General features: G+C 45.6%; 15 protein-coding genes. 8 read left to right on the top strand and 7 right to left on the bottom strand.

Features of this window, described 5'->3' with window-relative positions; genetic code table 11:
* Positions 1 to 48 precede the first annotated feature (48 nt).
* On the top strand, positions 49 to 1,188 hold the full coding sequence (queA, locus tag QUB24_RS18500) for a tRNA preQ1(34) S-adenosylmethionine ribosyltransferase-isomerase QueA (RefSeq protein ID WP_333154634.1): 1,140 nt from the start codon (positions 49 to 51) through the stop codon (positions 1,186 to 1,188).
* Positions 1,189 to 1,230: 42 nt separating this feature from the next.
* Here queA and rpmF read toward each other — a convergent pair whose 3' ends face one another.
* Both rpmF and QUB24_RS18490 read right to left on the bottom strand, forming a co-directional pair.
* Complete coding sequence (gene rpmF, locus QUB24_RS18495; RefSeq protein ID WP_006632406.1) at positions 1,231 to 1,404, bottom strand: 50S ribosomal protein L32; 174 nt, start codon at positions 1,402 to 1,404, stop codon at positions 1,231 to 1,233.
* Positions 1,405 to 1,584: 180 nt separating this feature from the next.
* The gene (locus tag QUB24_RS18490; protein WP_333154633.1) at positions 1,585 to 2,061 is read right to left on the bottom strand and encodes a TM2 domain-containing protein; all 477 of its coding nucleotides are present in this window, start codon (positions 2,059 to 2,061) and stop codon (positions 1,585 to 1,587) included.
* A 417-nt stretch (positions 2,062 to 2,478) separates the two neighbouring features.
* Between QUB24_RS18490 and acsF the strand changes: the two genes are divergently transcribed.
* Positions 2,479 to 3,555: a magnesium-protoporphyrin IX monomethyl ester (oxidative) cyclase gene (gene acsF, locus QUB24_RS18485; protein ID WP_333154677.1), complete on the top strand. Its 1,077-nt coding sequence runs from the start codon at positions 2,479 to 2,481 to the stop codon at positions 3,553 to 3,555.
* A 113-nt stretch (positions 3,556 to 3,668) separates the two neighbouring features.
* Here acsF and QUB24_RS33655 read toward each other — a convergent pair whose 3' ends face one another.
* A complete protein-coding gene (locus QUB24_RS33655; RefSeq protein WP_333224336.1) occupies positions 3,669 to 3,791 on the bottom strand; it encodes a hypothetical protein in 123 nt (40 codons plus the stop codon).
* 431 nt (positions 3,792 to 4,222) lie between these two features.
* On the opposite strand from QUB24_RS33655, the gene QUB24_RS18475 reads away from it, so the two are divergent.
* A complete protein-coding gene (locus QUB24_RS18475; RefSeq protein ID WP_333154632.1) occupies positions 4,223 to 4,642 on the top strand; it encodes a hypothetical protein in 420 nt (139 codons plus the stop codon).
* A gap of 115 nt (positions 4,643 to 4,757) precedes the next feature.
* Here QUB24_RS18475 and QUB24_RS18470 read toward each other — a convergent pair whose 3' ends face one another.
* Both QUB24_RS18470 and QUB24_RS18465 read right to left on the bottom strand, forming a co-directional pair.
* Positions 4,758 to 5,177, bottom strand: coding sequence for a lysozyme inhibitor LprI family protein (locus QUB24_RS18470; RefSeq protein WP_333154631.1), 420 nt, complete (start codon positions 5,175 to 5,177; stop codon positions 4,758 to 4,760).
* 16 nt (positions 5,178 to 5,193) lie between these two features.
* Positions 5,194 to 5,505: a DUF2499 domain-containing protein gene (locus QUB24_RS18465; protein WP_333154630.1), complete on the bottom strand. Its 312-nt coding sequence runs from the start codon at positions 5,503 to 5,505 to the stop codon at positions 5,194 to 5,196.
* 410 nt (positions 5,506 to 5,915) lie between these two features.
* Between QUB24_RS18465 and csaB the strand changes: the two genes are divergently transcribed.
* The 4 genes from csaB (at position 5,916) to QUB24_RS18445 (ending at position 8,862) form a co-directional block, all read left to right on the top strand.
* Positions 5,916 to 6,953, top strand: coding sequence for a polysaccharide pyruvyl transferase CsaB (gene csaB / locus QUB24_RS18460; RefSeq protein WP_333154629.1), 1,038 nt, complete (start codon positions 5,916 to 5,918; stop codon positions 6,951 to 6,953).
* A 22-nt stretch (positions 6,954 to 6,975) separates the two neighbouring features.
* Positions 6,976 to 7,728: a Uma2 family endonuclease gene (locus QUB24_RS18455; RefSeq protein WP_333154628.1), complete on the top strand. Its 753-nt coding sequence runs from the start codon at positions 6,976 to 6,978 to the stop codon at positions 7,726 to 7,728.
* Positions 7,729 to 7,876: 148 nt separating this feature from the next.
* Positions 7,877 to 8,509, top strand: coding sequence for a tRNA (guanosine(46)-N7)-methyltransferase TrmB (trmB, locus tag QUB24_RS18450; protein ID WP_333154627.1), 633 nt, complete (start codon positions 7,877 to 7,879; stop codon positions 8,507 to 8,509).
* Between the two features lie 203 nt (positions 8,510 to 8,712).
* Positions 8,713 to 8,862: a hypothetical protein gene (locus tag QUB24_RS18445; RefSeq protein ID WP_333154626.1), complete on the top strand. Its 150-nt coding sequence runs from the start codon at positions 8,713 to 8,715 to the stop codon at positions 8,860 to 8,862.
* Here the strand turns inward: QUB24_RS18445 and QUB24_RS18440 are convergent.
* Positions 8,859 to 10,373, bottom strand: a complete 1,515-nt coding sequence (locus tag QUB24_RS18440; protein WP_333154625.1) for a phospholipid carrier-dependent glycosyltransferase — start codon at positions 10,371 to 10,373, stop codon at positions 8,859 to 8,861. The genes QUB24_RS18445 and QUB24_RS18440 overlap by 4 nt on opposite strands.
* Before the next feature lie 308 nt (positions 10,374 to 10,681).
* On the opposite strand from QUB24_RS18440, the gene QUB24_RS18435 reads away from it, so the two are divergent.
* Complete coding sequence (locus tag QUB24_RS18435; RefSeq protein ID WP_333154624.1) at positions 10,682 to 14,044, top strand: CHAT domain-containing protein; 3,363 nt, start codon at positions 10,682 to 10,684, stop codon at positions 14,042 to 14,044.
* 253 nt (positions 14,045 to 14,297) lie between these two features.
* Here QUB24_RS18435 and QUB24_RS18430 read toward each other — a convergent pair whose 3' ends face one another.
* Entirely contained in the window at positions 14,298 to 14,669 is a 372-nt protein-coding gene (locus QUB24_RS18430; protein WP_333154623.1) for a site-specific DNA-methyltransferase, read from the bottom strand.
* Positions 14,670 to 14,825 lie beyond the last annotated feature (156 nt).

Here is a 14,825-nt window from a genome sequence, read left to right as displayed (position 1 = left end):
CCCAATTTGTTACCCAGTTGACAGATCGATCGCACAGGAATTCACTTGATGACAGAGATGGACTGGTCTTTGGACGGCTACGACTACGAACTTCCGCCCTCGCGCATTGCCCAAAATCCCGTAGTGCCGAGGGACAGTTCTCGCTTGCTGGCTGTAGATTCTCTCAGCAGCCACCAACACCGGATTTTTAGGGATTTACCCGATTTGCTGCAACCGGGCGACTTGCTGGTACTGAACAACACCCGCGTGCTGCCAGCGAGGCTCTACGGGCACAAACCCAACGGCCCGGCTGTGGAGATATTGTTGATGGAAGAACGGCAGCACAACTGCTGGCTGGCTTTGGTTAAACCGGGGAAACGCTTAAAGTTGGGCTCAAAAATTGAGTTTGATCCCATCGCCCCTGCCTGTGAGGACTCGACCACAGCTCCTTGCTGTTGCCTTCCCGATGCCACGATGCCCCATCGTCGTCGATTGACTGCAACAGTTATAGAGAGGGACGACGCAACAGGGGGAAGGCTGCTGGAGTTTGACATCCCCACAGATGAGAATCTGGCGAAGTTTTTGGACGAATACGGCCACGTACCCCTGCCGCCCTACATCGAAAATTCCCAAGCTTCTGCGGAACAGTACCAGACTGTTTATGCCGATCGGATTGGGGCGGTGGCTGCCCCCACAGCAGGCCTGCACTTCACCGAAGAATTGTTCAGCCGCTTGGAACAGCGGGGAATCGAAAAAACTTTTGTCACCTTACACGTCGGAGTAGGGACGTTTCGCCCGGTGGAGGTGGCAGACGTGACGACTCACAAAATGCACGGCGAATGGGTGGAAGTACCCTCCGCCACCGTTGAGAAAATCCGCGAAACTCAAGCCCGAGGCGGGCGGATTATTGCTGTGGGTACAACAGCAGTCCGAGCTTTAGAGGGAGCCGCCGCCGCGAGTGGCGATTTTTCCTTGCAACCTTTTTGCGGCCCGACCAATTTGTTTATCTACCCTGGTTACAAGTGGCGGGTTGTAGAGGGGATGATTACCAATTTTCACTTGCCCCGCTCTACTTTGATGATGATGGTAAGTGCGATGATTGGAAGGCCTCGGCTGTTGGATTTGTACCGAGAAGCGATCGAGCATCAGTATCGCTTTTATTCCTTTGGCGATGCCATGCTGATTTTACCAACAGCAAAAAAGGATTGATCGATCGGGCATCGGGTTCGCCCCATGCCCGGTATGCCGTTTCTATTCTTCCTCCTCTTCTTCATTGCCGGGATACACGAAGCTGTTGGAACGTCCAGTCAGAACAGATTTGCCCAGAGACAGAGCTTTCTGAGCTGCCACGACAGCTTTGCGCTTCCATGTGGCCTTACGCATATTCTTCTTGGATTTGGAGGTTTTCTTCTTAGGGACTGCCATGACGCTAAATACTTTCTGCTTGCTTATATAGACAAACAAACATTCTAGCCGATTTTGCCGGCAATGCTTACTCGAAAAACCGCAACAACTGCTGGGTCAGCCATATCAAGTAGTAGGGTGCCTCAGCGATTAGCTTCTGGAAAAATAGACAAAATCCCCTAGTTAATGCACCCGCAGCAGCTAAAGTTCGTGAAAGTGGTAGATCACCACGCCAGTTACGGCATCGTTCTCGATACTCACATAACCGGTTTTGAGCAGTGCCGTGAAAGCCTCTTCCACTTCGGCAAAAGTAGCGCCGGTTGCCATCACCCCTTGGGTGACAGATAATCTTCCGTTCTTGGTATAAGCTGCCTTCAGGAGTTTAACCCCTAACTGGTCTGGAGTTGGCTTGGGGTATGTCGCGGCGATCGCCCCGCTGACTGGATATAGCGGTATACCTTCGCGAGATACGCCGAGTTTGCCCCTGAGACTGGCATTGTGTTCGTCCACCATGTTCGGCAGCAGCAGCAAGTCAAACAATTGCCCGAACCCACACAAACCAAAGGTAAACAGCCACAGCAAACCCGTACCAATCTTGCCGTTGTAGAGACGGTGGAGTCCGAATGGGCCGAAAAAACAAGCTGCCCATAAAAGGTAACTAACACCTAAATTGCTCATTTTCTGACCGTCCTGCCTGATTATTCTAAGAATTGGAGTCCCTCTATACATTTTGTACTTTCTATCGGGTGTTTAAACAGCTTGACACCAGCAGATATTTGTGAATAGTCCGAAGTTATTGGTTATTTACTACCAATTCCCCAATTCCCTATGCTCCATGCCCCATGCCCCATGCCCTATGCCCATGCCCAGTGAGTAATTTTGCGTAGCAATTCTTAACGCCAGCAACATATTTGCGTGGGCGAGAGCTTGGTAAACTGGAGGGCGTGGAAATTACAGCAGCTTAGACCGGGATTCCACACGGAGCGCCAAACCAAGCGCGCCGCCAGCGCTGGCCGGACATACACGAGCGCGATCGCCCGCAGTACCCGACAATGGAAACAAGCGAGTAGTTATAAGCAGAAATCCAATAAAAATATGGTAGATTCCCTCAAAAAACCCACTTTTGAAGAACTGCGGCCGGGAGTGAAAGCCCCAGCCAAAGAAACTATTCTCACGCCGAGATTTTACACAACCGACTTTGACGAGATGGCCAAAATGGACATCTCGGTAAATGAAGCCGAACTAGAAGCAATTATCCAAGAGTTCCGCGTTGACTACAACAAAAACCACTTCGTGCGGGATGAGGAGTTCGCTCAATCTTGGGATCACATTGACGGCGAAAAACGCCAGTTGTTCATTGAGTTTCTAGAACGTTCATGCACCGCTGAGTTTTCTGGGTTCTTGCTTTACAAAGAATTGGGACGCAGGCTCAAAGACAAAAATCCAGTGCTCGCCGAGGGTTTCAACCTGATGTCGCGGGACGAAGCGCGGCACGCCGGATTCCTCAACAAAGCGCTGTCCGACTTTAATTTGTCCCTGGATTTGGGTTTCTTGACAAAGAGCCGCAGTTACACATTCTTTAAGCCGAAGTTTATTTTCTACGCGACTTACTTGTCGGAAAAGATCGGTTATTGGCGCTACATCACGATTTATCAGCACTTAAAAGCCCATCCTGAAGACCAGATTTATCCGATTTTCCGATTCTTTGAAAATTGGTGTCAGGATGAAAACCGCCACGGAGATTTCTTTGATGCGGTGATGAGAGCTCAGCCTCAGATGTTGAATGATTGGCGCGCTAAGCTTTGGTGCCGTTTCTTCTTGCTGTCAGTGTTCGCGACAATGTATCTCAATGATATCCAGCGCGCGGGTTTTTATCGATCGCTCGGTCTCGATGCTCGCGAATACGACATCGAAGTGATTAAAAAGACCAACGAAACAGCAGGCCGCGTATTCCCCGTGATGCTCGACGTGAACAATCCAGAATTTTATGAACGCCTGGATGTTTGCCTCAAGAACAATCAGCAGTTGACTGCAATTGTTGCTTCTAATACTCCGAAATTCTTGCAGTTTTTCCAAAAGTTGCCTTTGTATCTGTCGAACGGCTGGCAATTAGTGAAGCTGTACTTCATGAAGACAATTGAATCACCTTCAGTACAGGGCGCTGTGCGTTAATTTTTGATTTTTCATCCTCTGTGACGGCGGTTCTGCGACAAGCGGAGCCGCTTTTTTTGGTATGATGTTAGATTAGTTTTCATTGGCGGCGTGCGATCGGGTTTCAAATTCTATTAAGGAACTTTATGAAGGACGTTTAGTTCTAATTCCCCGACTATGGCATTTACCCAACTCAAAAAACATTCTTGAAACTGTTGTGGTTCAATTCGGGCAAAGAAGGAGACTAAATGTGTCATGAGATGGTATACTATTCGGTAATTCTAGAAAGCTTTTTAACCATTCATATTTGGGATTACCATAGGCTTCTATTCCGAACCGCTCCGTCTGCACCGCGTCTGGACAGCTAGAATCGCAATCGATCTAATATCTTTGAGCAAATGTTCTTTACTTCTTTCTATTCTTGGGTCTTTCAAGGAAAGCAAAATGCTCTCAAAAACTGGTATTTAAAATATTCATTGAAGGCAATGAATCTATTTGTTTTTGTTGGTAAGTTACAGCTTTACTAAAACGTCTTGCCATTGATAGCACCAATAAACTACAAAAAACTACATAGAAATTTACTCGGATTTAACTGTCGCATATTTGGGGTGAAAGTTAAGATGCGTTTACCCTGGTATCAATAGGTTATTAAACCTGTTTTTGGTGGAACGTTCTCACCTCAGTATCATTGTATGACAGAGACGGTTGGTTTCAGCAATTGCGAGCCATAATTGCCAAAAATTATCCGATTTTGCGCCACCCGATTTTTTCAGTCCGCCACCAGCTAGAATCCGCTGTTTTGCGCCGCGATTCAGTAAGTATTATTCATCGAACAGCCGCTTTTTTAGGCAGTTATTTTGATATTGTTTTTGCTATTAATTCTCTCCCTCATCCGGGCGAAAAGCGTCTGGTAGAACGGGCAACAGCTTTGTGTTCAAAATTGCCTGAAGATTGGGAAAGCCAGATTCACAGTCTAACTAATTCTATTTCGTTACCTGCGGGCGATCGCCAAATTATACATTGTCTTGATGGACTGGTTGACAGTCTCGAGGGATTGTTGATTGAGGCAGGTTTAATTGCTACTAATTCTGTGGCATTGCAATTCTGAAAGATTGGTGAATTAGATTTTTTTACAAATACAGGCGGGACGCCTGTGCCACAAATACAGGCGGGACGCCTGTGCCACAAATACAGGCGGGACGCCTGTGCCACAAACCGAACTTTTACAAACTTGCTTGTTGCAAATAACGCTCCAAGTCTTTAACCCGTTCTTGTGTCACCCTCGCTCTGCAATAACCGTAGGTAGAAGCAGCCAAAGTTCCACCTTCAAACTGCCCCATTTCATAATTGCAAGATTCATCTCTAAACTTGAGCCAACTACGCTGTGCTACTATCAATCTTTGCTTTTGTTTGCTGTTGAGTTTCGGCTGAAGTTGCTGATATACTTGATTGAGTTTTCTGTCTGCTGCCTGAAACTCTTGACTGGAACACGCATTCTGCTCCTGTGTAGTTTGAGGACTTTTGCAGTTAGGCTGTTGGGCGAGTTGCGAGGAAGTGTTGCTGGCTTGGCTGGGAAGTAAAAATCCTGCGGTTAACAACAGCGAACTCGCGGCTAATTTGACCCAAATAGTGATTTTTTTCAAAATATTTACCTCTTTTTCAATCTTTAATTTTTTCTGGTTGAGCCGATCGCCAAATCCACCAAGCAGCAGCCCACAGAGTAAAATTGCCGAAGAGAGTCATCGCCGCTTGCAGGGTAACAATCCATTCTAGGGCGGGAGAGTTGTCAAAATAGTGCCATGTACAGGCACACATAGCGCTGACGAGAGCGGGCAGCATTCCGGCGGAAAGGGCCCACCAAGCTCGGTTTTGAGTGACTTCGCCGTAAGTCCAAATTAACCAGATGGCGGCAATCCACTCGACGACGCTAGAGACGTGAATAATCCAGGTGGGAATTGACAAAGCGTGCATTTTTTGTATTCTGAACGAAGATGAAAGATTTATCGATCGGGACTTACGCAACTTTCATATAAAGTATGATGAGTCAGTCGATTTTAGATTTTAGATTTTAGATTTTAGATTTACTCCACAGATGAATCTTGGAGCTTGAGCTTTGGTCTAAAATTTTAGGAGCATCCACGACTTAAGTCGGGGCTTGTACCTGTTTTTGGGCTGGTCATACAATTTTAGATTAGCGATTGGAGATTTTATTAGATTTGTGATTTGAGCTGACTGATGACGTAAAGCCTTGAAGCTTGCTGACAGTATCATTTTTTTGGGTAGTAGTATTATCAAATTTCTAATCTCAAAAAAATCTAAAATCCCAAATCTAAAATCTAAAATAGTTAGATTCCCCATCACAAACAAAGAAAAGAGTAGAAATGCGAGCAATTTTGTGCGGCTATTACGGTAAAGGCAACGGCGGCGACGAGGCGCTGTTGGCATCGCTACTGCAAATGTTACCAGATGGCGTGACGCCGATCGTCCTGTCTGGCAATCCTGTCGAGACAAATCAGCGGTACGGGGTAGCAGCGCGCGATCGGATGAATGCCTTTCAAGTTCTCGAAGCACTCCGCACCTCCGACGCCCTAATTTGGGGCGGCGGTAGTTTAATCCAAGACGCTACTAGCATTGTGAGCCCTTTCTATTATGGGGGTTTGATGGGATTAGCGCAGCAGATGGGCTTAAAAACTGTTGCTTGGGCCCAGGGAATTGGGCCTTTGAAGCGCGAAATGACTCGCAAGTTATCTCAGCGCTGTTTTGCTGGATGCACCGCCGTCAGCGTGCGGGATAAAGGTTCAGCTACTTTACTTGCAGATTGGAAAATTCCCTTTACTTTAGCGCCCGATCCGGTGTGGGCTTTAGAGAATTCCCCCGTGTCGGGTTTGTGGGATTTACCTGCACCCAGAGTTGCTGTTTGTTTGCGTTCTCATCCTACACTAACTCCGGCGCGTTTGTCAATCTTAACTCAAGCTTTAGTTGACTTTCAAAAAGCAACTCGCACCTTAATTTTGCTGCTGCCTTTTCAAGCGTCTCACGACTTAGAAATTGCCCAACATTTGCACGAAGCCCTGCCGCAAAGGAGCCGTATCCTCAGTTTAGACGATCCGAGAAAGTTGAAAGGAGTATTCCGGGGAGTCGAAATGGCGATCGGGATGCGCTACCACAGTTTAATTATGGCAGCCTCCGAAGAATGCCGCTGTTTTGCTCTCAGCTACGATCCCAAAGTCAGTCAATTGATGGATGAGTTAGAAATGCCGGGATACTTATTATCAGAATTGCCAGAAGATCCTTATTTAATCAGCAAAACCTGGATCGAACACTATGCTAACGGCGACGCCTTATCGCCAGACAGGATAAAATTTATAGTAGAGCGATCGCTCTTTCATCGCGAAGTATTGCGAGTCGCGCTCCAGTAATCTCATTGAGAGGGAAAATACCGTGACAGCCAGTACAGCCAACTTAAAAATTACCTGGGAAAAATTGCCAGACGACTTCATTTTAGACGAGGAACCTGTGGAAAATATCGACCAACCCTTGCTAGCCGCCGCCTTGCGAGAAATCTTAGAAATCGCGGGGCTAATTGTAACAGGAATATTAGTTGCCCCAAACATGGGAATTTGCGCTACATTAAACGGCAAGCTAGTTATTAAAGCTCCAGATTGGTTTTATGCCCGCAACGTCCAGCCGCTTTCTAGTCAAGAAATTCGCCGTAGTTACACTCCCAACTTAGAAGGAGAAGTCCCGGCGATTGTCATGGAATTTTTGTCAGCTAGTCCCAACGATGAATATTCTAGTAAACAAACTTATCCGCCTGGAAAATGGTATTTTTACGAGCAAATATTGCGCGTTCCAGTCTATGCACTTTTTGAACCAGCCGCCGGAGTGTTAGAAGTCTACCACTTGGATTCATCAGGAAAGTATGAAGTACAACCACCCGATGCTTTCGGCCGTTATTGGATTTCAGGAGTTGGGTTATTTCTGGGTGTTTGGCAGGGAACAAAAGCCGAAAGAACCGGATATTGGTTGCGGTGGTGGGATGAGAGCGGAGAGATGTTATTGTGGGGAGTAGAGATGGTAGAAAGGGAAAGGCAAGAAATAGAAATTGTTCAACATCGAGCTGAACAAGAACGAGAACGGGCCGATCGACTAGCCGCCCAATTAAGAGCAGCAGGCATTGAACCAGAAGCCTAATGCAATAATGAGCAATTAAACTTTGCCGAGTAAAAGTTTTAATTGCTCATTAATTAAAAAGTATTGAACAACATCGCAAACATCAATATTTATCGGCGTTAATCAGCCTTCATCAGCGGTTAAAAATTACATTCAGGAGACAGCCAAATTGGCAAGAGTAAGAGTGCGGGAACACGTCAATCCCCTATCAATTAGATATCAAGCATCTGCAAGTCCCCCGGATTGGACTAAAATCTATGCGGACTTAAATTTACCGCTGCATTTAGATATCGGCTGCGGCAGAGGACGGTTTTTGTGGCACATGGCGCAAGTACAAACAGACTGGAATTTTCTAGGATTAGAAATTCGGGAACCTCTGGTAGAGGAGGCGAATCTTTGGCGGGACGAAAAAGGCTTGACAAATTTGCACTATTTGTTTTGCAATGCGAATAGTTCCCTGAAACCAATTTTAGAAACTTTACCCGCAGGTACTTTGCAGCGAGTTAGCATTCAGTTTCCCGATCCGTGGTTCAAGAAAAAGCACCACAAACGGCGGGTGGTACAGCAGGAATTAGTCAATGAATTGGGAACTTATCTGGCAATTGGTGGCGAAGTTTTTATCCAGTCAGATATTGAGGAAGTAGAAAGGGAAATGTGCGAGCGCTTTTCATCTAACCCCAGTTTTAAACGTCAAAACGGCGACAACTGGCTAGCAGAAAATCCGCTGCCTGTGGCTACTGAAAGAGAAATTGCTACTCTGAAACGGGGCGAACCAGTTTATCGAGCACTCTATCAAAAATAATGCTCGCTTTTCCCAACTCACCTTTGTCATAAATGTTATAAGGGATGAGAATTAAATAAAATCCACTTTTCATGACTGTTATGGGATGGGCGTCCCGCCCGCCCAGAAAGGACGGGCGGGACGCCCATCCCACAAGAAAAAAGGGAAATTATTTAATTGACGATCCTAACTTACATCTTGCACCTTGGTGAGGAACAGGCAAGATGCCTGTTCCACAAAACTTAATTTTCTTGTGGAACGGGCATCTTGTACCTTTGTTAGGAACAGGCAAGATGCCTGTTCCACAAAACTTAATTTTATTTCTTGTGGAACGGGCATCTTGCCCGTTCACAAAGGAATTATTTCTAGCTTAAACCCAAGACGGCAGCCACATCCGAATTTTCCATTCAATTTGCGACAAAGGCAGTCCCAAATAGATAGGCATCCAGAAAATAAAAGCACCCAAAACCAGAAAAATAATTGTTACCCCCATCCCTCGGAGTCGAGTTTGAGGGCTGTGCAGCCACCTGTCAGTCCACCAAGCAAGTGCTAAGGCTGAAAACACAGAACAGCCCATATAATGGTACAAAAATATGCAGCGAGTCACCTTCACCCAAGGCAGCAAATTAGCTGCCCAATTAACTATTAAATATAACCCCAGCCACATTTCAGCAGTCGGCGGAAACAAAATCGGCCGCTGCTGTTCTATCGTGTCAACAGAAGCCTCGCTGCGCGTTTGCAGCCACACCCAAATCCGGTGAACTAAAAGTCCTATTACTAGCACTAAAGCTAAGGTTGACAGCCACCAAAGGAAGGGATTTCCCATTGCGTGAACGTCAAAAATTACCTCAGTTGCACCTTCAGGTAAAGGCGGCAAAACCGGATCTGATTGTGCATTGTTGCTAGCTTTTTTGAAGAAGTAAACTATCGGGCGCAGCATCAACGGCCAACCGTACCACGCGGAACAGTAAGGATGTACATCTGGGCCGCTTTTAATCCGCTGGTGATAAGTCAAAATTTCCGTTTGCATCTGCCAGAAATTGGGAGTTGGATTAAAGTGCAGGTGAGGAATCCAGGATATGCTGTAAACTAAAATAGGAATCACAGCTAGACTCAACCATACTTCTATAAAACTGAGTTGAGTCAGTTTTTGTACGGGACTTTCGGGAGGAATTAGAGCCGAATTAACCTCGCGAACCTGTTCTTCATCTTCTTTGTTTCCCTGAATAAAACGAACTGCCCAAGCGCACAGCAACATCAGATAAGTACCGAAAAGGAACCACAATCCGTTCCATTTGATAGCCGCAGATGCGCCGAAACCTATCCCGGCTAGCACCAGCCAAAACCAGCGCTTCTTACCTTCAGCTTCTACGGATTTTAAAATAAATAACTGGCCTAAGATTCCAAACAAAACTAGATAAATGTTGTTCAGCGCGTAGCGAGATTCAACTAAAAATAAACCGTCGCAGGCGATAAACAAAGCAGCAAGAAAAGCAAAGGTGCGGCGCCCAACGAGCTGATAAGCTAGCCCTCCCACAACTAGGGGAATAAACGAACCTGTGAGAGCATTCAGCCAGCGGTAATCCCAAGGGGAAAGCAGGGAGCCAGCCATACTGTTGACGGCTGTTTTGCCGAAGGGAAGATGAGTGCCGATCCAAATGCCGATCGCAATTATGTACTGGCTCAGAGGCGGGTGAGCGTTGAAAAACGGAGTTTTTGTGAGATAATTGTTGGCAAATTTAGCGTAATAAACCTCGTCAAATACTAAGGTATTAAATCGCTCTAGTTCCCAAAAGCGTAAAGTTAAGGAAAAGAGAAAAATGCCGAGCATGGCTAGGGAGAAAATAACATTCAATTTGTTAAATTGTTGTTTTTTGATTTTCATAAAACAGCAGCAAATAATAGATCCTAAATTTGATGGCGATCGCTAATTTAAAATTCCTGAGTTAAGATTAACGTAAGATAGGACTTGTGCAGAAACCGAAATTTTCATAAAAAACCGGGTTTTTTGGAAATACCCAGTTTCTTAAACCCGGTTTCTAATAATGCTTGGAGAGTGCAGCGAGAAGCAGTAGCCACTATTGTTTCACCAAATGCTCCCCATCTAATTAGCAAGCCGGAAGGAAAAGCGGGCATCACAAGGTGCGATAGATTATGATAGCAGCTAATCATGTCTTTTTTGAGCGAGTGCTTATGAATCCCATACTTTCGATTGGGGGGCGTTGGGGGTTAGCTGTAGGTGCGACTATGCTGATGGGCTCTGCCGCCGCGCCAAATCCCCAGACATTTGAAAGCTTTGCTGATTTCTGTACCAACAAAGAGAATTTGACCCCTGAAGCCAGACATACGGTGGAGGTGTTGCTATCAAAAGCAAAAACACAAGAGTGCGATCGCGCTCAAACAGCACTGACTAATCTCACAGAACTTTCCCTGATTCGCAATCAAATAGTCGATATCAAACCATTATCAAAATTCACCAATCTGAGAAAGCTCAACCTCAGTATAAATCAAATAACAGATGTGCAACCCTTATCGGGACTGACTAATCTGAGATCCCTCGTCCTCAATTTCAATCAAATCTCAGACGTGAAACCATTATCGGGGCTGACTAATCTGACAGAGCTTTTCCTCGAAGCCAATCAAATCGTAGATGTAAAACCTTTAGCTGGGTTGACTAATCTAACAGGGCTGTCCCTCGCATCTAATCAAATTGTAGATGTGACACCTTTATCGAGAATGACTGAGTTAAACTTTCTTTATTTGAGTGGCAATAAAATCGCAGATGTGAAACCCTTATCGGGATTGACCAATCTGATACTACTTTTCCTAGAATCCAATCAAATCGCAGATATCAAACCTTTAGCGGGATTGACAAATCTGACCGCCCTACACCTCAGTAGAAATCAAATCGCAGATGCCCAACCTTTAGCGGGATTGGTATATCTGACAACCCTCGATCTCAGTAGAAATCAAATCCCGGATGGGGAAGCCGAGCGATTAATTCAGAAAAACCAACAACTATTAAATCAAAAAACAGATGAAGCAGAGCGATTGCTTCAGGAAGCTAAGCGATTATTCGCTCAAGAAACAGCAGCATCTTACCAGGAGGCCTTGCAAAAGTTTGATGCAGCGCGTTCGCTTTATCGAATGCTTAGAAATTGGGAGGACGAAGCTTACACGCTGAATCAAATCGGCTTCATTATTAATAGATTAGGAGACAGACAGCAAGCCCTGAACTACTACAAGCAAGCTCTTTCTTGGCATCAGACTATACGTGATCGCCATATGCAAGCCCCCATCCTCAACAACATTGGGGCCGTCTACTATGCTTTGGGAGAGAAACAGCAAGCCATCGACTACTATAACCAAGCCCTTTCCCTAATTCGGGAAATGCGCGATCGCCCTGAAGCAAGTATCAACCTCAGCAACATCTCGAACCTACCCGCAAACAGCGACACATCTTGGGGCGATCGCACTGCGGAAGCCACCACACTCAACAACATCGGCTTAGCCTACAACGATTTGGGAGAAAAACAGAAAGCAAAAGAGTATTTTAACCAAGCCCTTCCCTTATTCCGGGCTATGGGCGATCGGGCTAAGGAAGCCACTATCCTCAACAATATTGGCTTAGTCTATTCAGATTTGGGAGAAAAACAAACAGCCCTCGACTACTACAAACAAGCCCTCGATTTGACACCAAAAGTGGGCGATCGGCGTGGAGAAGCCCACACCCTCAACAATGCAGGTATTACTTACTCAGAATTGGGAAAACAGCAGAAAGCAGAAGAATATTTCAACCAAGCCCTGCCGCTGTTTCGCACTGTGGGCGATCGTCCTGGGGAAGCTCTCACCCTCTACAATATGGCTAATATCAAAGGCGAGCGAGGCAATTTAATCGCAGCCCTCACTGACATTGAAACCTCCATCAAAATCATCGAAAACCTCCGCACCAAAATTACCAACCACGAGCTCCGCATCTCATACTTTGCCACGGTACAAGACTATTACCAGTTCTACATTCACCTGTTAATGGAACTGCACAAAACCAATCCCAAATCTGGTTACGATCGCAAAGCCTTAGAAGCCAGCGAACGCTCCCGCGCCCGCACTTTATTGGAACTTCTTCAAGAAGCAAACGCCGATATTCGCCAAGGTGTAGCCCCGGAGTTATTGCAGCAAGAACGCAATTTACAACAGCAACTCGATGCCTTAGAAACACGCCGAATCGAAACTATAAGCCGCCCCCATCATACCCCCGCAGAAAAAGCAGAATTAGACCAAAAACGGCAAACTTTACTAGGACAATATCAGGACATTCAAGCCCAAATCCGCTCCACCAGTCCCCGGTACGCCACTCTCACCCAACCGCAACCTTTAACCGTGGCACAGATTCAACAACAAATCCTCGATCAGAATACAATTTTACTCCAGTATTCTTTAGGGAAAGAACGCAGCTATCTGTGGGCGGTGACTAAAACCAGTATCACCAGTTATGAATTGCCCAAACGTGCCGAAATAGAAAAAGCAGCCCGCAATTTCCGCGATGCTGTGACTAGCCCGCTCTACCGAAACATTCCCGATCGAGTTGCTGAAGCTAACAACACGCTTAGTCAAATTATTTTACAGCCCGTAGCAGCACAACTAGGTCAAAAACGCCTGCTGATAGTTGGCGATGGCATTCTCAATTACCTCCCCTTTGCCGCCCTCTCGCTCCCCGAAACACCCGGTACAAATCGGAATTCGCCTTTAATTGTAGACCATGAAATTGTGCTGCTGCCTTCCGCTTCCACCTTGGGAATCTTAAGACAAAACTACAATGACAGACAACCCCCAACTCGGACTTTAGCAATGCTCGCCGATCCAGTTTTTAGCGCTGACGATGAACGAGTCAGAACCCAGTCTAATAGCGCCAATCCCCAAGCAATAGAATCAGTAAATCTCGGTTTAAGCCGCTCTAGCCGCGCCAATAACATACAGTTCAGCCGTTTAAAATTCACTCGCCAAGAAGCTCAAATCATTCAAGCGTTAGTTCCGGCGAATTCTCGCACCGCATCTTTGGATTTTGCAGCCAGCCGCGCCTTCGCAACCAGTCAGAACTTAAGCCAATATAAAATCATTCATTTTGCCACTCACGGTTTAGCGAATAGCACTCACCCGGAACTATCGGGAATCATCTTGTCACTGGTAGATGAAAAGGGCAATCCCTTAAACGGATTCCTGCGAATTACTGATATTTTCAATCTGAAATTTGCAGCCGATTTAGTAGTGTTAAGTGCCTGTCAAACCGGATTAGGGCAGAACATTCAAGGCGAGGGCATGGTAGGATTAACGCGAGGATTTATGTATGCGGGGGCTCAGCGAGTGGTGGTGAGTTTATGGAATGTGGATGATGAAGGAACAGCTACGTTAATGTCGAGTTTCTATCAGGGAATGCTGCAAAAAGGGTTAACGCCAGCGGCCGCATTGAGGGCGGCACAACTCGAAATGTTGAAGCAGGAAGAGTGGCGTTATCCTTATTATTGGGCGGCTTTTACTCTTCAGGGGGAATGGCGATAAATTTTAGGGAAAACAGTTAGGATATCAAGTCAGGTTAATAGTTGATAAATCTTATATGGTAATAGTCGAGCAAATTTTTGCGATGTGACCGAATGCTTTTTGTGATTTTTTTTGTAGGCTGCTACTGCCATTCTATCCATTGCCTCACAATATCTTCTAGTTCCCCAGCAAACGAATTAATTGCATAAATACCAAAATTATTAATCATATCGCTTTTTTCTAAGGGAGACTCAGCTTGAAATATAGATTCATCTCAGTTAAAAAGCGATAATTGGCGAGACTCGTCATCCGATTGATTCTGGTGTAGGGATGTTTGCTGGCTGACAAAATCTCCCATCCGTTCGCAACCCTTAGCAAAACGGCGAAAAGTAGTTGCGATCGCCTCCGAACTATTATCAATTCCTATCCATCTCCTCCCAAACTCTGAAGCAACACTCAAAGTCCTACCCGAACCGGCAAAGCAATCGAGCACTAAATCATCAGGATTTGATGAAGCTCGAATAATTCTACTAACTAGAGCGCGGTTTTTCTTAGTTGGATAACCTGTAATTTTAATATTCTGATTGTGAGCCTCGCGAAACTCTAGCCAAATATCTTGTACGGGAATCCTGCTACTGCTATCCAAATCAGAAGTGTTGAATGATAGGAAAAAATTGCTAAAATTGGCAGAGCAATGTATAATTGCAGAGTTATAAATTATTAATAATCAACTGAAATGCTATTTTCTAACTTCCCCAAAATTGTCAAACGGTATCTCGCCCATTTACCCAAAAATGATTAT

The organism is Microcoleus sp. B9-D4 (assembly GCF_036705105.1).
Taxonomy (GTDB): domain Bacteria; phylum Cyanobacteriota; class Cyanobacteriia; order Cyanobacteriales; family Microcoleaceae; genus Microcoleus.
The sequence above is the reverse complement of the archived record's forward strand: the minus strand, read 5'-3'. Positions and strand labels throughout refer to the sequence as shown.